This window comes from Nonomuraea polychroma, assembly GCF_004011505.1.
Classification (GTDB): domain Bacteria; phylum Actinomycetota; class Actinomycetes; order Streptosporangiales; family Streptosporangiaceae; genus Nonomuraea; species Nonomuraea polychroma.
In genome coordinates this window covers 4,527,890-4,549,368 of the sequence record NZ_SAUN01000001.1, presented here as the reverse complement: position 1 = coordinate 4,549,368, position 21,479 = coordinate 4,527,890, and the positions used below count along the sequence as shown (strand labels likewise).

The 21,479-nt window shown below is 72.0% G+C and carries 28 protein-coding genes and 1 pseudogene; 13 read left to right on the top strand and 16 right to left on the bottom strand.

Annotated elements, in window-relative coordinates:
• Window positions 1–65: 65 nt before the first annotated feature.
• Together EDD27_RS54405 and EDD27_RS58790 are read right to left on the bottom strand one after the other, a co-directional pair.
• Window positions 66–314: a hypothetical protein gene (locus EDD27_RS54405; RefSeq protein ID WP_164903383.1), complete on the bottom strand. Its 249-nt coding sequence runs from the start codon at window positions 312–314 to the stop codon at window positions 66–68.
• On the bottom strand, window positions 218–664 hold the full coding sequence (locus tag EDD27_RS58790; RefSeq protein ID WP_127933883.1) for a TniQ family protein: 447 nt from the start codon (window positions 662–664) through the stop codon (window positions 218–220). The genes EDD27_RS54405 and EDD27_RS58790 overlap by 97 nt, the downstream gene beginning before the upstream one ends.
• Before the next feature lie 129 nt (window positions 665–793).
• On the opposite strand from EDD27_RS58790, the gene EDD27_RS20740 reads away from it, so the two are divergent.
• The 3 genes from EDD27_RS20740 to EDD27_RS20730 are packed head-to-tail and all read left to right on the top strand — an operon-like array spanning window position 794 to window position 2,886.
• Complete coding sequence (locus EDD27_RS20740; protein WP_127933882.1) at window positions 794–1,390, top strand: TetR/AcrR family transcriptional regulator; 597 nt, start codon at window positions 794–796, stop codon at window positions 1,388–1,390.
• Window positions 1,391–1,412: 22 nt separating this feature from the next.
• Complete coding sequence (locus EDD27_RS20735; protein WP_127933881.1) at window positions 1,413–1,604, top strand: ferredoxin; 192 nt, start codon at window positions 1,413–1,415, stop codon at window positions 1,602–1,604.
• Between the two features lie 10 nt (window positions 1,605–1,614).
• The gene (locus tag EDD27_RS20730; RefSeq protein WP_127933880.1) at window positions 1,615–2,886 is read left to right on the top strand and encodes a cytochrome P450; all 1,272 of its coding nucleotides are present in this window, start codon (window positions 1,615–1,617) and stop codon (window positions 2,884–2,886) included.
• Between the two features lie 16 nt (window positions 2,887–2,902).
• Here EDD27_RS20730 and EDD27_RS20725 read toward each other — a convergent pair whose 3' ends face one another.
• The 5 genes from EDD27_RS20725 to EDD27_RS20705 all read right to left on the bottom strand — a co-directional run bounded on the left by EDD27_RS20725 (window position 2,903) and on the right by EDD27_RS20705 (window position 8,192).
• Window positions 2,903–3,727 (bottom strand): ABC transporter permease, encoded by an 825-nt coding sequence (locus EDD27_RS20725; protein WP_127933879.1) that lies wholly within the window; start codon window positions 3,725–3,727, stop codon window positions 2,903–2,905.
• Window positions 3,724–4,638 carry an ABC transporter permease gene (locus tag EDD27_RS20720; RefSeq protein ID WP_127933878.1) on the bottom strand — a complete coding sequence of 305 codons (915 nt, stop codon included), beginning with the start codon at window positions 4,636–4,638 and terminating at the stop codon, window positions 3,724–3,726. The genes EDD27_RS20725 and EDD27_RS20720 overlap by 4 nt, the downstream gene beginning before the upstream one ends.
• A 1-nt stretch (window position 4,639) precedes the next feature.
• Window positions 4,640–6,193, bottom strand: a complete 1,554-nt coding sequence (locus EDD27_RS20715) for an ABC transporter substrate-binding protein (RefSeq protein WP_127933877.1) — start codon at window positions 6,191–6,193, stop codon at window positions 4,640–4,642.
• 114 nt (window positions 6,194–6,307) lie between these two features.
• Window positions 6,308–6,505, bottom strand: coding sequence for a DUF5708 family protein (locus EDD27_RS20710; protein ID WP_127933876.1), 198 nt, complete (start codon window positions 6,503–6,505; stop codon window positions 6,308–6,310).
• Window positions 6,506–6,584: 79 nt separating this feature from the next.
• Window positions 6,585–8,192, bottom strand: a complete 1,608-nt coding sequence (locus tag EDD27_RS20705) for an AMP-binding protein (protein WP_206641550.1) — start codon at window positions 8,190–8,192, stop codon at window positions 6,585–6,587.
• Between the two features lie 84 nt (window positions 8,193–8,276).
• On the opposite strand from EDD27_RS20705, the gene EDD27_RS55625 reads away from it, so the two are divergent.
• Window positions 8,277–8,660, top strand: a complete 384-nt coding sequence (locus tag EDD27_RS55625) for a hypothetical protein (protein WP_206641549.1) — start codon at window positions 8,277–8,279, stop codon at window positions 8,658–8,660.
• Window position 8,661: 1 nt separating this feature from the next.
• On the opposite strand, the gene EDD27_RS20695 is transcribed toward EDD27_RS55625, so the two are convergent.
• The 5 genes from EDD27_RS20695 to EDD27_RS20675 are packed head-to-tail and all read right to left on the bottom strand — an operon-like array spanning window position 8,662 to window position 12,031.
• Complete coding sequence (locus tag EDD27_RS20695) at window positions 8,662–9,603, bottom strand: serine hydrolase domain-containing protein (protein WP_127933875.1); 942 nt, start codon at window positions 9,601–9,603, stop codon at window positions 8,662–8,664.
• A gap of 2 nt (window positions 9,604–9,605) precedes the next feature.
• Complete coding sequence (locus tag EDD27_RS20690) at window positions 9,606–10,364, bottom strand: FadR/GntR family transcriptional regulator (RefSeq protein WP_127933874.1); 759 nt, start codon at window positions 10,362–10,364, stop codon at window positions 9,606–9,608.
• Between the two features lie 22 nt (window positions 10,365–10,386).
• Window positions 10,387–10,977 (bottom strand): nucleotide-binding domain containing protein, encoded by a 591-nt coding sequence (locus EDD27_RS20685; protein WP_127933873.1) that lies wholly within the window; start codon window positions 10,975–10,977, stop codon window positions 10,387–10,389.
• A complete protein-coding gene (locus tag EDD27_RS20680) occupies window positions 10,890–11,729 on the bottom strand; it encodes a four-carbon acid sugar kinase family protein (RefSeq protein ID WP_127933872.1) in 840 nt (279 codons plus the stop codon). Before EDD27_RS20680 ends, EDD27_RS20685 begins: the two co-directional genes overlap by 88 nt.
• Window positions 11,726–12,031, bottom strand: a complete 306-nt coding sequence (locus tag EDD27_RS20675) for a VOC family protein (protein WP_127933871.1) — start codon at window positions 12,029–12,031, stop codon at window positions 11,726–11,728. The genes EDD27_RS20680 and EDD27_RS20675 overlap by 4 nt, the downstream gene beginning before the upstream one ends.
• A 79-nt stretch (window positions 12,032–12,110) precedes the next feature.
• On the opposite strand from EDD27_RS20675, the gene EDD27_RS59215 reads away from it, so the two are divergent.
• The 5 genes from EDD27_RS59215 to EDD27_RS20650 are packed head-to-tail and all read left to right on the top strand — an operon-like array spanning window position 12,111 to window position 15,363.
• On the top strand, window positions 12,111–12,485 hold the full coding sequence (locus EDD27_RS59215) for a glycoside hydrolase family 78 protein (protein WP_479680928.1): 375 nt from the start codon (window positions 12,111–12,113) through the stop codon (window positions 12,483–12,485).
• Between the two features lie 48 nt (window positions 12,486–12,533).
• Entirely contained in the window at window positions 12,534–12,890 is a 357-nt protein-coding gene (locus EDD27_RS20665) for a carboxymuconolactone decarboxylase family protein (RefSeq protein ID WP_206641548.1), read from the top strand.
• 1 nt (window position 12,891) lies between these two features.
• On the top strand, window positions 12,892–14,127 hold the full coding sequence (locus tag EDD27_RS20660) for a Tm-1-like ATP-binding domain-containing protein (protein ID WP_127933868.1): 1,236 nt from the start codon (window positions 12,892–12,894) through the stop codon (window positions 14,125–14,127).
• Window positions 14,124–14,945, top strand: a complete 822-nt coding sequence (locus EDD27_RS20655) for a phosphoenolpyruvate hydrolase family protein (protein WP_127933867.1) — start codon at window positions 14,124–14,126, stop codon at window positions 14,943–14,945. The genes EDD27_RS20660 and EDD27_RS20655 overlap by 4 nt, the downstream gene beginning before the upstream one ends.
• Window positions 14,946–14,955: 10 nt before the next feature.
• Window positions 14,956–15,363: a cupin domain-containing protein gene (locus EDD27_RS20650; RefSeq protein ID WP_127933866.1), complete on the top strand. Its 408-nt coding sequence runs from the start codon at window positions 14,956–14,958 to the stop codon at window positions 15,361–15,363.
• 73 nt (window positions 15,364–15,436) lie between these two features.
• Here the strand turns inward: EDD27_RS20650 and EDD27_RS54400 are convergent, their stop codons facing one another.
• The 3 genes and pseudogenes from EDD27_RS54400 to EDD27_RS58340 form a co-directional block, all read right to left on the bottom strand.
• Window positions 15,437–15,589: a hypothetical protein gene (locus tag EDD27_RS54400; protein ID WP_164903706.1), complete on the bottom strand. Its 153-nt coding sequence runs from the start codon at window positions 15,587–15,589 to the stop codon at window positions 15,437–15,439.
• Window positions 15,590–15,662: 73 nt separating this feature from the next.
• Complete coding sequence (locus EDD27_RS58345) at window positions 15,663–15,830, bottom strand: DoxX family protein (protein ID WP_338324652.1); 168 nt, start codon at window positions 15,828–15,830, stop codon at window positions 15,663–15,665.
• An 85-nt stretch (window positions 15,831–15,915) separates the two neighbouring features.
• A pseudogene (locus EDD27_RS58340) lies at window positions 15,916–15,975 on the bottom strand (hypothetical protein); the annotation flags it as partial.
• 184 nt (window positions 15,976–16,159) lie between these two features.
• On the opposite strand from EDD27_RS58340, the gene EDD27_RS20640 reads away from it, so the two are divergent.
• The 3 genes from EDD27_RS20640 to EDD27_RS54395 all read left to right on the top strand — a co-directional run bounded on the left by EDD27_RS20640 (window position 16,160) and on the right by EDD27_RS54395 (window position 17,307).
• Entirely contained in the window at window positions 16,160–16,654 is a 495-nt protein-coding gene (locus EDD27_RS20640) for a MarR family winged helix-turn-helix transcriptional regulator (RefSeq protein WP_127933865.1), read from the top strand.
• Window positions 16,655–16,714: 60 nt separating this feature from the next.
• The gene (locus tag EDD27_RS20635; RefSeq protein ID WP_338324651.1) at window positions 16,715–17,077 is read left to right on the top strand and encodes a DODA-type extradiol aromatic ring-opening family dioxygenase; all 363 of its coding nucleotides are present in this window, start codon (window positions 16,715–16,717) and stop codon (window positions 17,075–17,077) included.
• A gap of 62 nt (window positions 17,078–17,139) precedes the next feature.
• Window positions 17,140–17,307, top strand: coding sequence for a hypothetical protein (locus EDD27_RS54395; RefSeq protein WP_164903705.1), 168 nt, complete (start codon window positions 17,140–17,142; stop codon window positions 17,305–17,307).
• A 15-nt stretch (window positions 17,308–17,322) separates the two neighbouring features.
• Here the strand turns inward: EDD27_RS54395 and EDD27_RS20630 are convergent, their stop codons facing one another.
• Complete coding sequence (locus tag EDD27_RS20630; RefSeq protein WP_241564160.1) at window positions 17,323–20,235, bottom strand: AfsR/SARP family transcriptional regulator; 2,913 nt, start codon at window positions 20,233–20,235, stop codon at window positions 17,323–17,325.
• A 205-nt stretch (window positions 20,236–20,440) separates the two neighbouring features.
• Between EDD27_RS20630 and EDD27_RS20625 the strand changes: the two genes are divergently transcribed.
• Window positions 20,441–21,448 (top strand): M23 family metallopeptidase, encoded by a 1,008-nt coding sequence (locus EDD27_RS20625; RefSeq protein ID WP_127933863.1) that lies wholly within the window; start codon window positions 20,441–20,443, stop codon window positions 21,446–21,448.
• Window positions 21,449–21,479 lie beyond the last annotated feature (31 nt).

The window sequence follows — 21,479 nt, the reverse complement described above, 5'->3', positions numbered from 1 at the left end:
CGTCAAGCACGTTGATGTGGAGGTGGCCGAGCATGCGGTCGGTCAGAGCGGCATTGTTGCGCTGTTCAGAATTCGTGCCAAAGGGTGCCGGCCCAGGGGTCGTAACGGCGTCGGTGCATGAAGTAGCGCAACCCGTCCAGGAGCGTGCCGCCGAGGCAGATTTCATCAATGATGAGCATTCCGGCGGCGGTCAGCAGAGGTCCGGGCTGGTAGAAGGTCAGTTCGCGGCAGCGCTCGCGGGCGGAGTATCCGGCGGTGAGGGCGAGCTGGTCGCGTAGGTGGCAGAACTCATGGAAGCTGCCGAAGAACTGCACCCACTCACGGCCCTCTGCCAGGCGGACTGAGTCCTTTTCCCCACGCGGACACCTGCCAGATCCACAGCCGAGCCGTCGAACACCTCCAGGTGCATCCCACGCACGACCTCGGCACTCACGCCTGTGGCAGCCCCGATCGCCCTGCAGGTCTCCGACGTCACAACAACGCCGTACGCCAGTGAACGGACATCGCTTGACGCACGTACATCCAGCCCTAACGCCTCGGCGATCATCCACACCGGACATCCGTTGCGTACCGCCATCCGATCAGCCCAAGAGGCGAACGATTCACCCGCCTGCGGCTCAACCACCAGTGCCAGACGTCGCCGCCGAGGGAGGCCAACTGTCATTCTGAGCTCTCACTATCAGGTCAACTATCAAGTACCGTGCCGAACTCTCAAGTTGAGGCGACGCCAGACAATGTGCCAGACCGGGTAGGGCCAGTTGACGGCTCAAATGAACAGTCTTTTAATTCACATATGGGGCGGATCGCAGGCGTCACCGCCGCCGAGACCCGCGAGCGGCTGCTGCGGGCGGCCGCCGAGGTGTTCGCCGAGCGCGGCTACGACGGCACGCGCGTGGCCGACATCGCCGCGGCCGCGGGGGTGAGCAACGGCGCCTTGTACGCGCACTTCGGCTCCAAGGCCGATCTCATCGTGGCGGCGCTGCGCGCTCACGGGCCGCGGCTGCTGGCCGACCTGTTCGCCGCCGACCCGGACCGGTCCATCACCGACCTGCTCCTCGTCGTCGGCCGCTGGTTGCCCCGCCGCCGCGAGGCCTGCGGTTACCTCATCGTCGAGGCGCTCGTCGCGGCCCGCCGCGACGAGGACGTCGCCCGGCCGATGCGCGACTACATGGGCGAGCGCGCCGACTGGCTGTCCGCGCTCGTACGGGTCGCCCAGAACGACGGCGAGCTCGACCCCGCGCTGTCGCCGGACGCGCTCGTCCACTTCTGCATGCTGCTGGCGATGGGCAGCGCGCTCGTGCCACCCGACCTGCACGCGGTCGACGACCGGGAGTGGACGGCGTTGCTCACCCGGGTCGTCCGCGCCTTCGCCCCCCCGCCGGCACCATAGCGTCACAGAGCGGAGCACCACGGTGAAAGTGAAGATCGACCCCGAGCGTTGCCAGGGACACGGCCGCTGCTACGACCTCGCGCCGGGCCTGTTCGGCGAGGACGAAGAGGGCTACGGGCAGGTGGTCGGCGACGGTGTCGTGCCGCCGGAGGAGGAGCAGGCGGCCCGCCTGGCTGCGGCCAACTGCCCCGAACGCGCGATCGAGATCCTCTAGGAGGCGTGGCATGACCGTCGACGACCGCTTCAGCCAGGACTTCCGGGAGGCGCGCGGGGACGAGCCGTACGGCACCCGCAACGAGATCATCACCGGCCCGGTCTCGGACTGGGCGACGGATTTCTCGCACGTCGAGCCCGAGTGGGCGGCCGACCCGTACCCCATCCAGGACGACCTGCGGCAGCGCTGCCCGATCGCGCACACCGGGCGGTTCGGCGGCGGCTGGCTGCCGACGCGCTACGAGGATGTCGCGGCCATCGCGTACGACACCGAGCGCTTCTCGTCGCGGTCGATCATCATGAGCAACTTCCGGCCGCCGCGTGAGCTGGCCCCGGTGGGCGGCACGCCGCCGATCTCGTCCGACCCGCCGTTCCACCACGACGCCCGCAAGCTCCTGTTGCCGGCGTTCACCAAGAGCGCGGTCGCCAAGCGGGAGGCGGCGACCCGGGCGTTCTGCCACGAGCTCATCGACGCGCTGGAGGGGCAGGAGGTGGTCGACGCCGCCGCCGATTACGCCCAGCACATCCCGATGCGCGTCATCTCCGACATGCTGGGCTTCCCGCCCGAGGATGGGCCGCGTTTCCGCGAGTTCATCGAGAACGCCCTCGAAGGCGTCAACCTGCCGCCCGAGGAGCGCATCAAGCGGATGGGGCAACTGTTCGACTACCTCTTGGCCCAGATCCGCGACCATGTGGACCACCCGCGCGACGACCTGACGACGTATTTGATCAACGCTGAGCTGTACGGCAGGAAGCTCGCCCCCGACCATGTCGCCGGCACGATGGCGCTGCTGCTCATCGCCGGCATCGACACGACGTGGAGCGCCATCGGGGCGTCGCTGTGGCACCTGGCCAGGACCCCTGCCGATCGGGAGCGCCTGGTCGCCGAGCCGGGGTTGCTGCCGACCGCGATGGAGGAGCTGCTGCGCGTGTACGCGCCGGTGACGATGGCGCGGCTGGTCAAGGAGGACATGCGCTGGAACGGCGTGGACATGAAGGCCGACGATTGGGTGCTGCTGTCGTTCCCGGCGGCCAACCGCGACCCTGCGCAGTTCGAGCGGGCGGGTGAGGTGGTCATCGACCGCCAGGTCAACCGCCATGTCGCCTTCGGCCTGGGCATCCACCGCTGCGTGGGCTCCCACCTGGCCCGCATGGAGCTGCGGGTCGCGCTGGAGGTCTGGCTGCAGCGCATCCCGGCCTTCACCCTGGCCGACCCCTCGGCGGTGACCTGGGCGGCGGGCCAGGTCCGCGGCCCGCGCACCCTGCCCCTCCGCCTCGGCTGACCGCAACACGCCCGTCCTAACTGAGCCGGCGGGCGTCCACGATCAGAGTGACGGCCACGCCCGTGACCGCCAGGGCGAGGGCGGGGGCGATCGCCAGACGAGGGGCGGCGATCAGCAGAGGCACGGCGTCGCTCACCAGACCGCCCCAGTCGGTCACCGGCGGGGGCAGGCCGATGCCGAGGAAGCTCAGCGAGGTGGCCGCGATCAGCGTACGGGCGAAGTCCGCGGTGGCGACCGTGAGCACCGGCCCGGCGATGTGCGGTGCGATGGTGCGGCGCAGCAGGTAGGACGGGGAGGCGCCGAGGGCGCGGGTGGCCAGGACGAAGTCCGAGCCGGCCAGGCGCCGGGTGGCGGTGTGGGCGACGAGGCCGCAGTTCACCCAGCCGAGCGGGACGAGCGCGGCCACCATCGTGCCGGGTCCTGGCGGCAGCACGCCCGCCAGCGCCAGGGCGAGCGTGAGGCCGGGCAGGGCGAGTGCGACCGTGGCCGCGTGCCGCAGCAGCCGCTCCGGCAACCCGCCGGCCAGCCCGGCCACGGTGCCGGCCAGGGTGCCGAGCGCCGTGGTGATCGCCGTGATGGCGAACGCGGTCAGCAAGGAGACCATGCCTGCCGCTGCGGTCCTGGTGAGCAGGTCGCGGCCGAGCTGGTCGGTGCCGAGCCAGTGCCGGGGAGCGGGTGGCAGCAGGGCGAGCGCGGGATCCGGCAGGTACGGGTCGTGGGGGGACAGGACCGGGGTCAGGCCGCAGAACGCCACGATCGCCGTCAAAAGCACGATCCCCGCGCGGCCCGCCCCGGGTGATCCACCCATGAGCCGGCGCCAGGTGAGGCCGGGTCCGGTCATCGGCGGCGCACCCGTGGGTCGGCCGCCGCCAGGCACAGGTCCACCAGGGCCAGGAGCAGGACCGTCGCCGCTCCGATGACCAGCACGTACGCCTGCACGACGGGCACATCCCGCTGCCGGATCGCCGAGATCGCCAGCTGCCCCACCCCCGGCCAGGAGAACAGCGTCTCCACCACCACGGCACCGGCCACCAGGTCGGCCAGCACCGCGCCCCCGGCCGTGATCGCGTTCGGCGCGGCCACGCGCAGCGCGTGCACCGTGACGGCCCGCCGGGCACTCAGCCCCTTGGCGGCGGCCAGCCGGACGAACGGCAACGCCAGCGCCTGGGCCAGGTCGGCGCGCAGCAGCCGGGTCAGCGTGGCGGCGCCCGCCAGCCCGAGCGTCAGCGCGGGCAGCACCAGGGCGCCCGGCCCGGAGTCGCCTCCAGTCGGCAGGGCGCGCAGGCCGACCGCGACCACGCTGATCAGCAGAATCCCGACGATGTACGGTGGCACGCTCGCGACCACCACCGTCACCGCCGTGACCACCCGTCCGCCCAGCCCGCGCGGCCGGAGCGAGGCGAGCACCGCCAGACCGCCCGCGACCAGCGCCGCCGCGCCCGCCAGCCGCAGTGTCGCCGGCAGACGTGCCAGGATCTCGCCCGTCACCGGCGAGCGGTCCACGTAGGAATGCCCGAGATCGCCCCGCACCACCTCGGACAACCATCGCACGTACCGGACCGGGAGCGGCTGGTCGAGGCCCAGCTCGGCACGTAACACGGCGACGCTGCCCGCCGTGGGCTGGATCCCGCCCCGGCGCAGGATCTCCTCGGCCGGGTCCCCGGGCGCCATCGAGGTCAGCAGGAAGACCAGCACCGACAGCACCAGCAGCACGAGCAGCGTCTCCGCGGCACGCCGCAGCAAGAACGCCACGTCAGCCTGACGACGGCGTCAGCTTGCCGAGATCAACGACATACGCCGCATTCTGCACCACCCCGCCGACCCCGGTGGTCGTCACGACGGGATTGTCCTGGTACGCCAGCGGGATCATCGGCCGGTCGGCCGCGAGCAGCCGCTGGAGACGCCGGTACAGGTCCCGCCGCTCGGCCTGGCCGGTCTCGGTCGCGGCCTGGTCGACGAGTGCGTCGAACTCCTGGCTGCGGTAGCCGAGCTTGCGGTCGACGTTCCAGGCCGCGTCGGAGCGCAGGAAGCGGCGGAACAGGTAGTCGGCGTCCCCGTTCGGCACGCTGTACGCGCTGAGGAAGACGTCGTAGTCCCCGGCCTCCATGACGGCCTTGGTCGCCTCGGCCATCGTCACCTTCGCCGGCAGCCCCGCCTGCTCGAACGCCGCCCGCAGCACCTCGGCGACGTCGGTGTAGGGAAACTGCCCCGTCTCGGCCGACGAGATGAGGATCGTCACGGGCGCGGCGGGGCGACCGGCCGCGCTCACCAGTGCGCGGGCGCGCGCCGGATCGTAGGAGGCGGCCACCCCCGGATCGGACAGATCGCCGAAGACCGGCGACAGGAACGCGGCGCCCGGCTTGGCCGTGCCGGCGAGCAGTTTCTCCGCGATCGTCCTGCGGTCGATGGCCAGCTCCGCCGCCTCCCGCAAGCGCGGGTCGGAGAAGGGCTCGCGGGAGCCGTTGAAGGTGAGGTAGTGCGTCAGCGCCGACGGACTGCGGACGACCCGGAACCGGCTGTCGGCGGCGACGGCCGCGACCTGCCCGGACAGCAGCGCCCCCTTGTCGATCAGCCCGTCGACCTCGCCGGCGCGCAGCGCGGCGACCCGCGCGTTGGCGTCCGGGATCACCTTGACCACGATCTTCTTGTACGCCGGCGCCGCCCCGTAGTAGTGCGGGTTGGCCGCCAGCTCTGCCTGCTGCCCCTTGACCCACCGGGCCAGCGTGTACGGCCCCGTCCCCACCGGGTTCGCGGCGAAGTCCCCGGAGGCGGCGAACGCCTTCGGCGACTGCACCATGCTGAAGAACCCGGCCAGCCGCCCCGGCAGATCCGCCACGGGCCGCCGCAGCTCGAACGTCACCCGTCCGCCGTCCGCGCGTACCTCCTCCAGCTGCCCGTAAGCCGCCTCCATCCCGGCGTCGAGGCTGAAGAACGCCGACTGCCGGGGCGCGATGCGCAGGAACCGCTGGACGTTGGCCACCACCGCCTCGGCGTTCAGCGCCGTCCCGTCGCTGAAGCGCACCCCTTCGCGCAGCGTGAACGTCCACCGCCGCCCGCCCTCCGCGCTCTCCCAGGAGGTGGCGAGCGCGGGCACCGGCCGCAGCTTGTCGTCCACATTCACCAGCGGCTCCCAGACGCGGAGCGTCTGGTGCGTGAAGTATGGGTCCTGCGGCCCGGCGACCAGGTCCCGAGGAGCCGCCAAGGTCAGCAGGCCGGCGTCCTCCTGGGCCTCGGGCGAGCCGCCACACCCCGACAGGACCATCCCTAACAGCATGGCCGGCACCACGATCGCGGCTCGTCTCCGCACCCTTGTCTCCCCTCAGCAGCCCAATCCTCCGCAACGATAATGGTTTTCATCATTGGGGGAAAGCAGGCAGCCAGGTCCGGTTCCGGCGGAGGAGCAGGCGGCTCGAGGATGCGATCAACCTGGCTCGGCGTCGCCGCGCACGGTCTTGTACACGCCGTACAGGGTCTCCACCCCGCCGAGGACCATCAGGACCAGGCCGATCTTCGACGGCGTGAAGATGAAGATCTCCTCGTCGAGGCCGAACAACCAGAGCGCCAGGCCGCCGACGAAGGTGGCCAGGCCGGTAAGGAGCGTTTTACGCGCGGACGTCATGCCGGAAACGTTAGTGAAGAGCCAGGCCGACGATCTTCCTGCGCGTTGAGGAGATCGGCGTACATCTTTCGGCTGACGCTCAGCTGCCGAGGAAGCGGGCGGCCTGCTCGCGCATCTCGACCTTGCGGATCTTCCCGGTGATCGTCATCGGGAAGGAGTCCACCACGTGCACGTAGCGGGGGATCTTGTAGTGGGCCAGCCGCCCCGAGCAGAACTCCCTGATCTGTTCGGCCGTCAGCGGCTCGGCGCCGGGCCGCATGACGATCCAGGCCATGAGCTCCTCGCCGTACTTCTCGTCCGGCACGCCGATCACCTGCACGTCCTGGATGTCCGGGTGGCCGTACAGGAACTCCTCGATCTCGCGCGGGTAGATGTTCTCACCGCCGCGGATCACCATGTCCTTGATGCGGCCGACGATGCTGACGTAGCCGTCTTCGTCCATGGCGGCCAGGTCGCCGGTACGCATCCAGCGGGCGGCGTCGATGGCCTCGGCCGTGGCCTCCGGCCGGCCCCAGTAGCCGAGCATGACCGAGTAGCCGCGGGTGCACAGCTCGCCGGGCTCGCCCCGCGGTACGGTCAGCCGGGTCTCCGGGTGCACGATCTTCACCTCGATGTGCGGCATCACGCGGCCGACGGTCTCGGTGCGGCGCGCCAGGCCGTCGTCCGCGCGGGTCATCGTGGAGACGGGTGAGGTCTCGGTCATGCCGTAGCAGATGGCGACCTCGGTCATGTTCATCTCGCTGACCACGCGCTTCATGACCTCGACGGGGCACGGGGAGCCGGCCATGATGCCGGTTCTGAGGGTGGAAAGGTCGAAATTTCCGGACACGGCGAGTTCGGCGATGAACATCGTCGGGACCCCGTACAAGGACGTGCACCGCTCCTCCTGCACGGCCCGCAACGTCGCCTCCGGGTCGAAGCCGGGCGACGGCAGCACGATGCACGAGCCGTGCGAGGTCGCGCCGAGATTGCCCATGACCATGCCGAAGCAGTGGTACAGCGGCACCGGCAGGCACACCCGGTCCCGCTCGGTGTAGCCGAGGAGCTCGCCGACGAAGTAGCCGTTGTTGAGGATGTTGTGGTGCGACAGCGTGGCGCCTTTGGGGAAGCCGGTGGTGCCCGAGGTGTACTGGATGTTGATCGGGTCGTCGAACGTCAGCTCCGCCGCCCGCGCCCGCAGCGCCGCCGGATCCCCTCGCCGGCCGCTTTCGACCAGCTCGTCCCAGCCGTCGTCGCCGATGAAGATCGCGTCCGCGAAGCCGATCTCGCCGATCATCGCCCGGTAGTCGCTGGTCTTGTGCGTGACCGCGCTGATGAGCAGCCGCATGCCGGACTGGTGCACGACGTACGCCAGCTCATGGGCGCGGTAGGCGGGATTGACGTTGACCAGGATCGCGCCGATCTTGGCGGTGGCGTACTGGACGAGCACCCATTCGGCGCAGTTCGGCGCCCAGATGCCGACCCGGTCGCCCTTGGCGACGCCCCGGGCCAGCAGGCCGAGCGCCACCTCGTTGACGGCGGCGTCCAGCTCGGCGTAGGTCCAGCGGCGCCCGGCCGCCACGTCCAGCAGCGCCTCGTGCCCGCCGAACCGCGCCACGGCGCGCTCGAAGTTCTCCCCGATCGTCTCACCCAGCAGAGGTACGTCGGACACGCCGGAGGCGTACGAGAGCATTGCGTCAGCACCCATGCACGCAGGATCTCCCGGGACCGGGCCCATCGCCACCCCCGTTCGGGATAGTCCGCCGCCACCGTGCTCGTCCATGCTGGTGACATGGCCGCACCGCACGGGCCCGCCGAGGCCCTCCACACCGCCGTCGGACGGCTGCGCCGGGCGACGGGGCTGCCCGTCGCGTTCGGCGGACTGGTGCCGGACGGGCGGCACGGCGTCACGCTCACCGAGTTCAGCGGCACCCTGACCGGCGCCCTGCGCGGCCTGGTCGTCAGCGCGGGCAACGGGCTGGGCGGCCGTGATCACCACGGCCCGCACCGGCGCCGTCGAACCCTTGTCGATCAGCGACCGCGTGCTGGACGCCATGACGCTCAGGGCCATCACGCAGGAGATCGAAGACGCCGGGATCCGGGCACGGCCGGCGGACGTGTGCGACCGGCTGTCCCGCCCCGGCGGCAGCCCTGCCGCCGCGGCCTCCTCCCCTGAGCTACGTCATCTCGTCGAGGAGGCCGCTGAGGAGATCTCCCAGGCGTTCGGTGTCGTCGGCGATGGCGATGAGCACGACGCTCACGCCCAGCCCGGGCAGCCGGGCCAGCCGGGCTCGCAGCCCCGGCCAGCCGCCGCCATGACGATAGACGCGGTGCCCGGCGTGCGTACGGACACCCATCCCCCAGGCGTAGTCGATCGGTGTCCCGTCCTCGAGGCGGCCCGGGGTTTGCAGGAGGGCGGAGACGCCGAGTTCGTCGGCATCGAGCGCCTGGCTCCACCTGACGAGGTCATGAGCGGTGGTCCACACGCCTCCGTCGCCCAAGGACAGCGGCGCCGGATGGCGAGGTGCCAACGGCGCCGCGCCGGGAGGCGCCGGGGCGGGGCCGGGCCAGAAGCACGTGTCGTTCATCGCCAAGGGGGTGAAGAGGCGGTGGTGGGCGAACGCGGGCAAAGGCTGATCGGCTGCCCGTTCCACTACGGCGGCCAGACAGACGTATCCGGCGTTCGAATAGACGTACTCGCTGCCTGGCCTGCCCCGCAGGGCGGGGAAGCGGGCGAGGGCCCGCAGGATGCCGGGGCTGGTTCGGTCGCCGTCCAAGAGGGCGTCGATCTCGGCATCCGGGGGCAGGGCCGCGGTGTGGTGCAGAAGGTGCCGGAGCCGAACGCCATCGGCCCATGCGGGGAGCCGGGGCAGCCAGTGGGACACGGCGGAGTCCATGTCCAGCACGCCCTGCCGGACCAGCAGCGCGGTGCGGGCGGCGGTGATCTGCTTGGACAGGGACGCCGCGTAGAGGACGGTCGTGGCGGTGACCGGATCGCCGGTGGCCGTGAGCCCCTGCGCATGGAAGACGGGAGGACTGTCGCCTTGCCGCAGACCGAGGACGAGCGGCTCGTCAGGGCGGTAACCGGCTTCGGCGATGCGCCGCCGCAGTCGCGGCATGCTCAGGTCTCGTCGTCGTGCAGTGAGCGGTGCAGCCGGCCGGCCGCCGCCTCCATGTGGCCGCGCATCGCCGCAGCGGCCGCCTCCGGGGAGCGTTGCTCGACGGCGGCCAGCACCGCCGCGTGCTCGGCGATCGTCGTCTCCGTCCCGCCCGCCTCCTGGATGGCCCGCCGGATCCACACCCGCAGGAGCGAGCGGATGCTGCCGAGGATGTCGTTGAGCACCGAGTTGCCCGCCGCCTGCGCCAGCGTGAGGTGGAAGGCCACGTCGGCCTCCACGAACGCGGTGCTGTCGGCCGCCGCCCGCATGTCCGCCAGATGCGCCCGCAGCTCCTCGACGGCCTCCGGTCCCGCCCGCTCGGCCGCCAGCTCGGCGATGATCACCTCGATGTGCTTGCGTGCCTCGATCAGGTCGAGCACCTGCGGCTGGCCCAGCATCAGGCCCCACTCGATGGCGCTCGGCAGCAGGCTCGACGTGCTCTGCCGCAGATAGGTGCCGTCCCCTTGGCGTACCTCGATGATGCCGAGCACGTCCAGTGCCTTCAGCGCCTCCCTGACCGTGGACCGGCCCACGCCGAGCGTCTCGGACAGCTGCCGCTCCGACGGCAGCCGGGTGCCCGGCTCGAGGTGGCCGGACAACAACTGCGACAGCAGCTGCCTGGCGATCTCGACCACCGCGCTCTCGCGCTGCGGCGCGGCCAGGGAGAGGGTCGCCGTCCCGGCCCGTGCCGGGCGCCTGGCCTTGCCCTCGGAGTCGTCCACGGTCGTTCCTTCCGTCACAGTGTCACGTCAACAACCCGAAGGCGTGCGCCACGTCCACCAGGGTTCGCGTGTCGCCCACGTTCCCCGGGACGACGGCGTACGAGATCGTAGTCCCAGCGGATGCCTCGATCTCCCAGACGGCCACGCCGGGCAGCAGCGGTCCCACTACCCACGCGCTCGCGGCCCCCAACCCGTCCCGGGCCACCTGCGCCGAGGTGATGCCGCCCTTGGCGATCACGGCGGCGAGGCACGGGCGGAGGGCCGTCACGGTGGCGCAGATCGCGGTCATGATCTGCGCGCCGTGTGCCAGCGTGCCGTGATCGGCGAGCCTTTTCCGCTCGCTGGCCACCAGCGCCACGCCACGCTCCGCGAGGTCCCGGCGCGCGATCTCCGCCACCCGGCGTGCTTCCGCCCGCGGGTCCCGCAAGGCGGCGGCCGTGGAGATCGTCCGTATGGGCGCGGCGAGCGCGTCGGCCAGCGCGGCGAGCTGGGCGGAGGCGGCCGCGGTGTGCGATCCGCAGACGATCAGAGTGCCGCGCGCCGGTCCTGCGTGCCCGCCTGCGACGGCCGGGCTGGGCTGGGGTGCCGGTACGACCGCCTCGGGCGCCCGCATCGATGCCGCGTCCGGGGCGGTGGCGGGCGCTGGACGGGAGGCGCGTCGGGGGAGAGGGCGGGGAGGAGGCCTTGGGCGAGGCGGCCGGCGCGTAGGGCGGCCAGTGGGGCGGCGCAGCGCAGCACCACGGGCAGGCGGCCCGCACCCGCGGCGGTGGTCACGTCGTCCAGGGCGGCGGAGATGGCGGCCAGGTCGTCGTCGGTCTCGACATCGGGGACGACGACGCTGCCGGGCGCGGCGCGCCGGAAGATCCCCGCCAGATCGCCGCGCCGTACCGCGTCCAGGGCCACCGTGGTCGCCTCGCGCCCGCCCACCTCCATCGCCCAGCCGGCCATCGTCCGTGCCGTGTAGCCGAAGACCGGGTCGGCGGCGAACTCGGTGTCGGCCGCCACCACGCGCCGGCCTGACACCACGACGTAGTGCACCCCGCCCACCGTCACCCGCCCGATGCCCGGATAGGCCGGAACGAACAGCAGCACCCCGTCGGCCGCGCCCAGCGCGTCCGCCTCGGCGAAGACGTGGCCGCGCAGGGTGGAGTCGCCGCGCAGCACGTACTCGGCGGGCCCGAACCGCGCACGCAGCCGCCGCACCAGCCGCACGGCCTCGGCCTCCTCCAGAGCCCGGCTGTTGGTGAGCACGTAGCAGGGCCCGGAGTCCGGGAGGGCGGCGTCGAGGTCGAGCAGGACCGGCACCCCGGCCGCCGCCTGGGTGCCGGTCGGGTCGTCGTCGAGGACGATCACGCGGCGGCTCATTGAAGCGGCTCCCGTTCGGTCAGCGCCGCCAGGCTCGCCCCGATGCCGCGGACGTTGAAGCACACGTGGTGCAGGCCCTCGCCACGCTCGCGCAGGAACCGGGCGACAGGACCCTCCCGGTACGGCTCCACCAGCTGCAACATCACGTTCCCCCCATCGATGTACACCAGCCGTACCCCGGGATCGGCCGCCCGCTCGTCACCGATCACCGTCAGCCCAAGCCGCTCCACGTAGAACGGCATGGCTTGGTCGGCGTTGTGGGCCGCGATCCCGACATGATCGACGTGGTCGGACAAGGACACCTACGTCAGCCAAGATCCCTGACCTCGGACCTAGCACCGCATAGTCCATGACTCGGGACAGTACGTCTCAAACGCGGCATTGGTCAACCGGTTGACCAATGCCGCGCTGCCCCGTAACGTCGCGGAAACCCGCCCTTTGAAACGATTGAAGGGAAGTGGTCTGCCGCATGCTCGCCTGTCTCCGTACGGCCTCACCTGCGAATTCCTCGATCGTCCGCTCGGTGTCGACGAGCCTGCCCCCCGCCTGGCGTGGAAGTTGCGCTCGGCCACGATGGGTGACCGCCAGACCGGCGGCTACCGCCTCACCGTGGAGACGGCCGGCGAGCTCGTCTGGGAGAGTACGCCGGACCGGCGCGAGGCCCTGCTCGCCCAGATCCCCACCAGGACGCTCGGCCGCCCCGAGGACCTTGCGAGACCATCGTGCACTTCTGCCTGCCCTCGGCCGCGTACCTGACCGGCGTCATCCTCCCCAGGACGGAGGCCACTCCATCTGATGGGCGACATGGAACGAGGGCGGGCCCGCTACGGCGAGGGCGCCGCCGACCGGCTGCTCGCCGCCCTGTCGGGACTCGGCTCCGACCTCGGCCGGTACGGCGTGGCGTTCAACTTCGGCGAGATCTACTCCCGCCCCGGGCTCGACCTCAAGCAGCGGCAGATCGCCTCGATCGCGTCCCTGGTCGACATCGGCGGCGTGGAACCACAGCTGACCGGGCACATCAACGCCGGGCTCACCGTGGGCCTGATCCCCGAGGAGATCGTGGAGGTGATCATCCACTGCGTGCAGTACGCGGGGTTCCCACGCGCGATCAACGCGCTCACCGTGGCCAAGAAGGTCTTCGAGCAGAGAGGTGTGGCATGACATGCCGACCGTCGTACTGATCGGCACCCTCGACACCAAGGGTGAGGAGTACGCGTGGCTGCGTAACCGGCTCGTCGAGCAGGGCAGCGACGTGATCGTCATCGACGCGGGCGTCGGCGCGCACGACGCTCTCGTCGACGTCTCCAACGAGCGGGTCGCCGCGGCGGCCGGCCATGACGTGCGGGCGTTGCGGGAGGCGGGCGACCGGGGCGCCGCCGTCACCGCCATGGGCGAGGGCGCGGCCGCGGTCCTCGCCGGGCTGCACGCCGACGGGCGCGTGGACGCCGTGCTGGCGCTGGGCGGCAGCGGCGGCTCGTCCATCGCCGCGCGAGCCGTGCGCGACCTGCCGATCGGGCTGCCCAAGCTGATCGTCTCCACGATGGCCTCCGGCGACGTGTCGCCGTACGTCGGGGCCAAGGACGTCACGCTCATGCACAGCGTGGTCGACATCGCGGGCGTCAACCGGGTCTCGCGGGCCATCCTCGGCAACGCCGCCGCGGCGGCCGCCGGCATGGCCTCGGCGCACCAGCTCACCAAGGCCGCCCGCACCGCCGCCCGCGAGGACCGGCCGCTGATCGGCGCGTCCATGTTCGGCGTCACCACCCCGGCGGTGGACGCCGCCCGCGAGCGGCTCGGCGAGCTCGGCTACGAGGTGCTGGTCTTCCACGCGACCGGCTCCGGTGGCCGGGCCCTGGAGGCCCTGGCGGCCGACGGCCTGCTCGCGGGGGTGCTCGACCTGACCACCACCGAGCTGGCCGACGACCTCGTCGGCGGCGTGTTGTCGGCAGGACCCGAGCGGCTCACCGCGGCCGGCGCGCACGGCGTGCCGCAGGTGGTGGCGCCCGGCGCGCTCGACATGGTGAACTTCGGCCCCAGCGACACCGTGCCGGCCGCGTTCGCCGACCGCCTCCTGTACGTGCACAACCCGACCGTCACGCTCATGCGCACCACCGCCGAGGAGATGCGCGAGCTCGGCCGGCGCGTGGCCGCCAAGCTGCGCGACGCGAAGGGGCCGGCGGCGTTGTTCGTGCCCCGCCGCGGGGTCTCCGCGCTGGACGCGCCCGGCGCCGCCTTCGCCGACCCGAAGGCGGACGCGGCCTGCTTCGAGGCCATGGAGGAAGGCCTGCGCGGCTCCGGCGTCGCCGTCGAGGACCTGGACCTGCACATCAACGATCCCGCCTTCGGCCGCGCCATGGCCGAGCGGCTCCACCAGCTGATCTCCGGAGGTGCTTCGTGACCAGGCAGGACGTTCTCGACAGGCTCCGCGCCACGGTCGCCGCCGGGCGGCCCATCGTGGGCGCGGGCGCCGGCACGGGCCTGTCGGCCAAGTGCGCCGAGGCCGGCGGCGTCGATCTGATCATCATCTACAACTCCGGCCGCTACCGGATGGCCGGGCGCGGCTCGCTCGCCGGCCTGCTGCCGTACGGGGACGCCAACCAGATCGTCGTCGAGATGGCCTCCGAGGTGCTGCCCGTCGTCCGCGACACCCCCGTGCTGGCCGGGGTGTGCGGGACCGACCCGTTCCGGGTCATGCCGTACTTCCTCGACCAGCTCAAGGCCATGGGCTTCGCCGGCGTGCAGAACTTCCCGACCGTCGGCCTCTACGACGGGCTCTTCCGGCAGAACCTGGAGGAGACCGGCATGGGCTACGACCTGGAGATCGAGATGATCCGGCTGGCCCACGAGCGGGACCTGGTCACCGCCCCCTACGTCTTCGACGAGGACCAGGCGCGGGCCATGGCCGAGGCCGGCGCCGACGTGCTGGTCCCGCACGTGGGGCTGACCACCAAGGGCAGCATCGGCGCGGGCACCGCGCTGAGCCTGGACGAGGCGGCCGAGCGGGTGCAGGCCATGCGGGACGCGGCGGCGGCCGTACGGCCCGACGTGCTCGTGCTCTGCCACGGCGGGCCGATCGCCGAGCCCGAGGACGCCGGCTACGTGCTGTCGCGCACCAAGGGCGTCGTCGGGTTCTTCGGGGCCTCGTCCGTGGAGAGGCTGCCGACCGAGCGTGCCATCACCGAGCAGGTCCGAGCCTTCAAGTCCCTGAGCTTCTGAGGAGAATGTGATGCACGTCAGCCCGGACAACGTGCCCACGATGGCCTTCGACTGGGGGTCCATCAAGTGGTTCGTCACACCGTCGGCGATCCCGGGGGCGAGCAGCACCCTGGGCGAGGTCATCGTCAATCCGGGGAAGGGGCACGCCCGGCACAACCATCCCAACGCCGAGGAGGTCATCTACGTGATCTCGGGGGAGGGGCGGCAGATGGTGGACGACGGAGCGGAGTTCACGATCAAGGAGGGCGACACCGTGCACATTCCGGCGGGCGCCTACCACTCGACGTACAACACGACGTGGCGGCCGCTGCGGCTGATCGTCACGTACACGCCCGGGGGAGAGGAGAAGGCGCTGGAGGCGGCCCCCGACCTCACGCTGCACGAGGCGGGCAGCGTCGCGGAGTGGCGCCAGGCCTGACGCGCCGACGCGGACGAGCGCGTTCATGGAGAACGCGCTCGTCCGCGGCCACCCCCCTGGAGCAGGCTGGGGGTCAACGCGGGATGAAGCCGCGGTAGACGACGCGCCGCCACCGGCGCACCGGCCACTGGCGGTCCTTGATGCCGCTCAGCACGAGGGCGGCCACCCCTCCGGTGAGGAGGCTTCCGACGATGATGCTCATGGTGAGCATGAAGGCGATTTCCATGACGATCCCTTCGTAAATCGTTCAACGTCTGAACGTGTTGGCGTGGAACAGCACCCTTCCCGGCGCTATTCCGTCAGAAGGAGTACGGGCCGAAGCGGCCCCTCGCCACCACGGCGGCCAGGGCGAGCAGCACCAGATTGCCCAGGATCATCTGGTGCTCTTTGCGGCGGGCGTGCGTGACCGCCGCCCCGATCATGACCACGACCAGCCCGGTCGCGGCGAGCGGCGTCAGCACCGGCACGATGCCGAGCGCCGCGGGCAGGATTCAGACCGATGGCGGCCAGCAGCTCGAGCGTGCCGATGGCCTTGACGGCGCCGGGGGAGAAGTCCTCGGTCCAGGCCATGCCGGAGGCGGCCGGCTTCTCCTTCGGCTGGCTGATCTTCATCAGTCCGGCGGCGAGGAAGACGAGGGCCGGCAGGCCGGCGACGACCCACAGTGCGACGTTCATCGGGGTTCCGATCCAAGACGGATTGACTTGAAGCTTCAACCGGGAATCTACGCCGCAGGACTTGAAGCGTCAAGTGAATCCCGGGTGTGATCACTTGAGAGTTCAAGTTAGAGTGGACGTCATGGACGACGCATCACCGCAGGAGCCGCGCTGGTTGAGCGAAGAGGAGATGGAGAGCTGGCTGGCGCTGACCAGCGTGCTCATCAGGCTGTCGGCCGCGCTGGACGGACAGCTGCAGCGCGACGCCGGGATCAGCCATTTCGAATACCAGGTGATGGCGATGTTGTCGATGAGCGAGGAGCAGGCCGTGCGGATGAGCGAGCTCGCGGCGCTCTCCGACGGGTCGTTGTCGCGCCTGTCGCACGTGGTCAAGCGGCTGGAGAAGCGCGGGTGGGTGCGCCGCGCGCCGGACCCCGCCGACGGCCGCTACACCCTGGCCATCCTCACGGTGGAGGGCTGGAAGAAGGTCGTCGCGACCGCCCCGGGACACGTCGAGGCCGTGCGCCGCTACGTTTTCGACCCCCTCACCAAGGCCCAGGTCCGGCACCTGCGTGACATCGGCCGCCGCATCTCCCTCGCCATCGACCCCGACGAGACCTGCCTCGGCGGGCGCTGACCCCACGCCTCCGACCTCGCCGCCCCTCAGCAAGGAGCCTCCGCTCTTCGACGACGGCCCGTGGATCGACGAGCTGACGCCACCGGCCTGGCCCGGCGCGTGGCCGCGATGATGCCCGACGGCGAGCCCGTCCACCAGCACGCCGGCCGCGGGCTCGACCACGGCGCCTGGGTGCCGCTGATGGCGATGTACCCGCTGGCCGACATCCCCGTGCTCCAGCTCAGCCTGCCCGCCCACGACCCGGCCGCGCTCCTGGATCTCGCGGCGCGGCTGGCCCCGCTGCGGGAGGGGGGCGTGCTGGTGATCGGGTCGGGGTTCATGACGCACGGGCTGCCGTTCGTCACCAGGGAGATGCTCGAGGGCGCGGTCCCGTCCTCGGCCGGCCGGACCGGCCGGACCGCACGGTCATCGACGGCTACATGATGGGCTTGTCGAAGCGCTCGCTCGAGATCTGACGTCGGCCAGGGCATCGGCCGCAGCCCTTCGTGCCGGACCGTCCAGGTGTCCGGGAAGCGCGGCGCCGGCGGGCCGCCGTCCCAGCCCCGGGCCATGAGCGCGATCGCCGGCGGGCCTGGATCCAGACGCTGGTGCGCACCATCCTGCTGGCCGAGCCGCTGGTCGAGGCGATCAGGAGCCATCTGGCCGGCGGGTGACGGACCAGGTGAAGCTCAGCTGAGCTCGCGCAACTGGCGGCGCAGCTCGACGGCGCGGTGGAAGTAGTGGGAGGCCAGCGCGGTGCGGCCGGCCGAGCGGTACAGGTCGCCGAGCGTCTGGAAGGCGGCCGCCTCGCCGCTGCGGTCGCCCAGCTGCTGGAAGATCTCCAGCGAGCGCCGCAGCTCATCGCCGCCGTGCGACCGGTCGCCGCGGGCCGCCCGCAGGCCGCCCAGGCCCTGCAGGGCGTACGCGCCGCAGTGCCGGTCGCCGAGCGTCTCGAAGATGTCCAGCGCCCGCCCCTGGAAGCGCATCGCCTCGTCGGGCTCGGCGGTCAGGTCGTGCAGGCGGCCCAGATGCATGGACACGCAACCCTCGCGGTGGGCGTCACCGAGCTCCCCGGCCAGCCGCAGCGCCTCGCCGAGCCACCGGGAGGCCTGCCCGGGGTCCTGCAGCGACAGGTAGACCCGGCCGATCGCCTGGCGCGCGTACGCCTCCCCGCTGGTGTCGCTCACCGCGAGGAACATGGCCAGCGCGTGCCGGAAGTAGCCCAGCGCCCGCAGGTGCCGGCCGGAGAACTGGTTGACCGCGCCCAGCCCGCAGATCGAGATCGCCTCGGCCCGCGCGTCACCGAGCTCGCGGAAGATCGCCCGGGCACGCCGCAGGTTCTCCTCGGCCTCGGTGTAGCGGTCCTGGTAGAGGCAGACCTGCGCGAGCCCGCGCAACATGGCCGCCTCGCCACGCCGGTCGCCGGCCGCGCGGGCGCTGTCGAGCGCGATCCGGTGGGTGCTCTGCCAGTCGTCGAGGCGGCAGTGCAGGTCGAAGTACGGCACGAGCGTCGCGGCGAGCCCCCACGCCGACTGCGCCAGCCCGGCGCCGGCCGCCAGCCGCACGGCGTCCACCAGCGACTCGCGCTCGGCGTCGAACCACGTCAGCGGGTCGGCGGTCAGGCGGCCGAGCGTCTCCCGCTCCAGGCTCCAGCGGGGCGCCGCCTCGGACGTCATGCTGAACAGCGTGGTCGGCAGCCGGGAGGTGGCGTGCTCGGCGGCCGACATCCAGCCGCCGAGGACCCGGGTGAGCGCCTGGCGTTCGACCTCGCCGCCGGCCTTCTCCCTGGCGGTGCAGCGGACCAGGTCGGGCAGGCGGTAACGGGGCTGGCCGAGCGGGTCGGTGCCGACCAGCCGCAGCAGGCTCACGTCCACCAGCGTGTCCACGACGGCGTCCGCGCGGTGCCGGTCGAGCACGGCGTCGGCCACCCAGCCGGGCACGGACGCCGGGCCGAGCAGGCCCAGCCCGCGGAACGCCCGGGCCGCGTCGCCGGGCAGCCGGCGGTAGCTGAGGTCGAACGAGGCACGTACCTCCAGGTCGCCGGCGGACAGCTCGTCGAGCCTGGTCGCCTCGTCCGCCAGCCGCTGCTGCAGCACGCCCAGCGACCAGCCGGGCCGTCCGGCCAGGCGCGCCCCGGCGACCCTGATCGCCAGCGGCAGGTGCCCGCACGACTCCAGGATCGCCAGCGCGGCCGCCCGCTCGCCGGCCACCCGCTCGGCGCCGGCGATCCGGCCCAGCAGCTCCTCGCCCTCCTCCGGTGACAGCACGTCCAGCTCCAGCAGCAGCGCGCCGGGCAGCTCGGTGATGCGCCGCCGGCTCGTCACGAGCACCGCGCAGCCGCTGCCGGGCAGCAGCGCCCGCACCTGGGCGGCGTCGGCGGCGTCGTCGAGGAAGACCAGCATGGGGCGCTCGGCCAGCAGGGAACGGTACAGCGTGGCCCGCTCGTGCGCCGACGGCGGCAGGGCCGCCTCGGACACGCCCAGCGCCCGCAGGGCCTCGGCCAGCAGGTCGCCCGGGTCGGCCGGGGCCTGGCCGGTGCCGCCCAGGCACAGGTGCAGCTGGCCCTCGGGGTAGTGCGCTCGTACGGCGTGCGCGCAGTGCACGGCGAGCGCCGACTTGCCCACCCCCGGCGGGCCCACCACCACGGCGATCGCCGGCGGCCCGTCCGCCGCCTGGTCGCGAGGCCACAGCGCGCCGGTGAGCGCGGCGACGGCCTCCGCCCTGCCGGTGAAGTCAGGCACGTCGGCAGGTAACTGATGGGGCGGGGGAAGGGCGTGCCCGGACTCCGGCGCAGGCCCGTTCTTGGTGGCGCCGCTGGACACGGTGGGGAGGTGGGCGGTCCTGCCGGGCGCGACCCGGATCAAGGCCGGGGTGGCAGGCGCGGCGGCCGGGTCCGCAGGAGGATCGCCGGCCAGCACGGCGGCGTGCGCGTCACGCAGGTCCTGTCCCGGCTCGATGCCGAGCTCGTCGATCAGCTGCCGCCGGATCGTGGTGTACGCGTGCAGCGCCTCGGCCCGCCGCCCGCCGCGGTGCAGCGCGAGGATCAACCGCTGCCACAGATCCTCCCGGTAAGGGTGCTCGCCGATCAGCTCCCGCAGGTCATCGATCGCCGAGGCGTACTCCTCACCGGCCAGCTTCGCCGCCACCAGCTCCTCGGCCGCGCCGAGCCGCGCCTGGGCCAGCGCGCGCAACCGCCCGTCCCACAGCGGGCTGGCAGGCAGGTCGCCCAGGGGGTTGCCGCGCCACAGCGCCAGCGCGGCCCGCAGATGCCCGGCCGCCTCACCGGCGCTCTGCGCCGCCCGCGCACGGCCCACCAGGCTCTCGAACAGCAGCACGTCCAACTGCTCGGTCGCCGGCTCGATCGCGTACCCGGAGGAGTGGGCCACGATCCGCGCCCCCGCATCCCCCACGGCGGTGCGCAGAGAGCTCACGTAGGTCCGCAGATTCGCCACGGCCGACGACGGCGGGTTCGCCGGCCACAACACCTCGATGAGCACGTCCGAGCCGACCACCTGGTTCGCCTCCAGCAGCAGCGAGGCGAGCAGCAGTTTGGGTTTTCTGCCGGCGACGCGGACGATCTGTTCCGGCGTCCGGACCAGCAAAGGCCCGAGAATGCCGAAATTCGGCTGGTCAACCACTACGAACGCACCTACTTCTCAGGTGGCGCAGTCGCGCCGATTCGTTTTGGGTCGTCGTTCAAGCCGGCTCGGCCTTTATACCGATTTTGGATGTTCTCTGTATGCCGTATTCCCAATCTGGGTTTCCAGCACGAGCACTTCTCGTGTTTCACCTGCAGAAAGGATCCGTATGAGACCCAGAGGGGTGCTTACGGTGGGGTTCCTCCTGGTGGCCGGACTCATGTCGGGCCAAGTCGCCGTGGCGGGCCAGGTCGCCGTGGCGGGCCAGGCCGCCCAACAGGCGGCGCCGACGCCGGCGCCGGCCCCCACGCCGGACCCCAACGACCCGCCGGACACCGTCGAGGTCCCGCCGGTGTCGACCCTGGCGACGCCGGCCTTCCAGCTCCCCTTCCCGTGCGGCCAGAGCTGGACGGGCAACTCCAGCAACAGCAGCGCCCACCGGTCGTACGAGATCGACTTCAACCGGGGCAGCACGGCCGGCGCCGACCTCGGCGACACCGTCGTCGCCGCCGCGGCCGGCACCGTGGTCATCTCGGCCCACCAGGGCTCGGCCAACGGCTTCGGCAACCTGGTCAAGATCGACCACGGGGGCGGCTGGACCACGTTCTACGCGCACCTGAACGTGCGCTCGGTGAGCGCGGGCGCCCGCGTCACCCAGGGCCAGAAGATCGGCACGGTCGGCAAGACGAGCAAGCCGGGCAACAACATCAGCCCTCACCTCCACTACGAGGTGCGCCAGGGCACCGGCTACCCGGGCAACATCCGCAAGGCCGTCTTCAACGGCGTCACCTTCGGCTACCCGAACCAGACGCTGACCTCCAGGAACGCCTGCGGCGGCGGTGGCGGCGGCACCAACCCGCACACGCCCGAGGAGGTGTGCGGCAGCGGCTTCGAGGTGATCGACTCAGCGGCGCTGGGCTCGGCCGGCACCGCCTACCTGCTCTACAACACCGGCAACGGCAACAACTGCGTGGCGACGATCAAGAAGACGTCGCTCGGCACCGCCACCGCGACCAGCGCCTTCCTGGAGGTGCAGGGCAAGGCGCGGGTGAGCGACAGCGGCAGCTTCGCCTACTACGCCGGACCGGTGCGCGCGGCCGCGGCAGGCAAGTGCGTCAAGTGGGGCGGCACGGCCGGCTCCGCCACCTACACCAGCCCCTTCGAGCACTGCGGCTGACCGGCGCAGGGGCCTGCCGGGCACGGCCTTT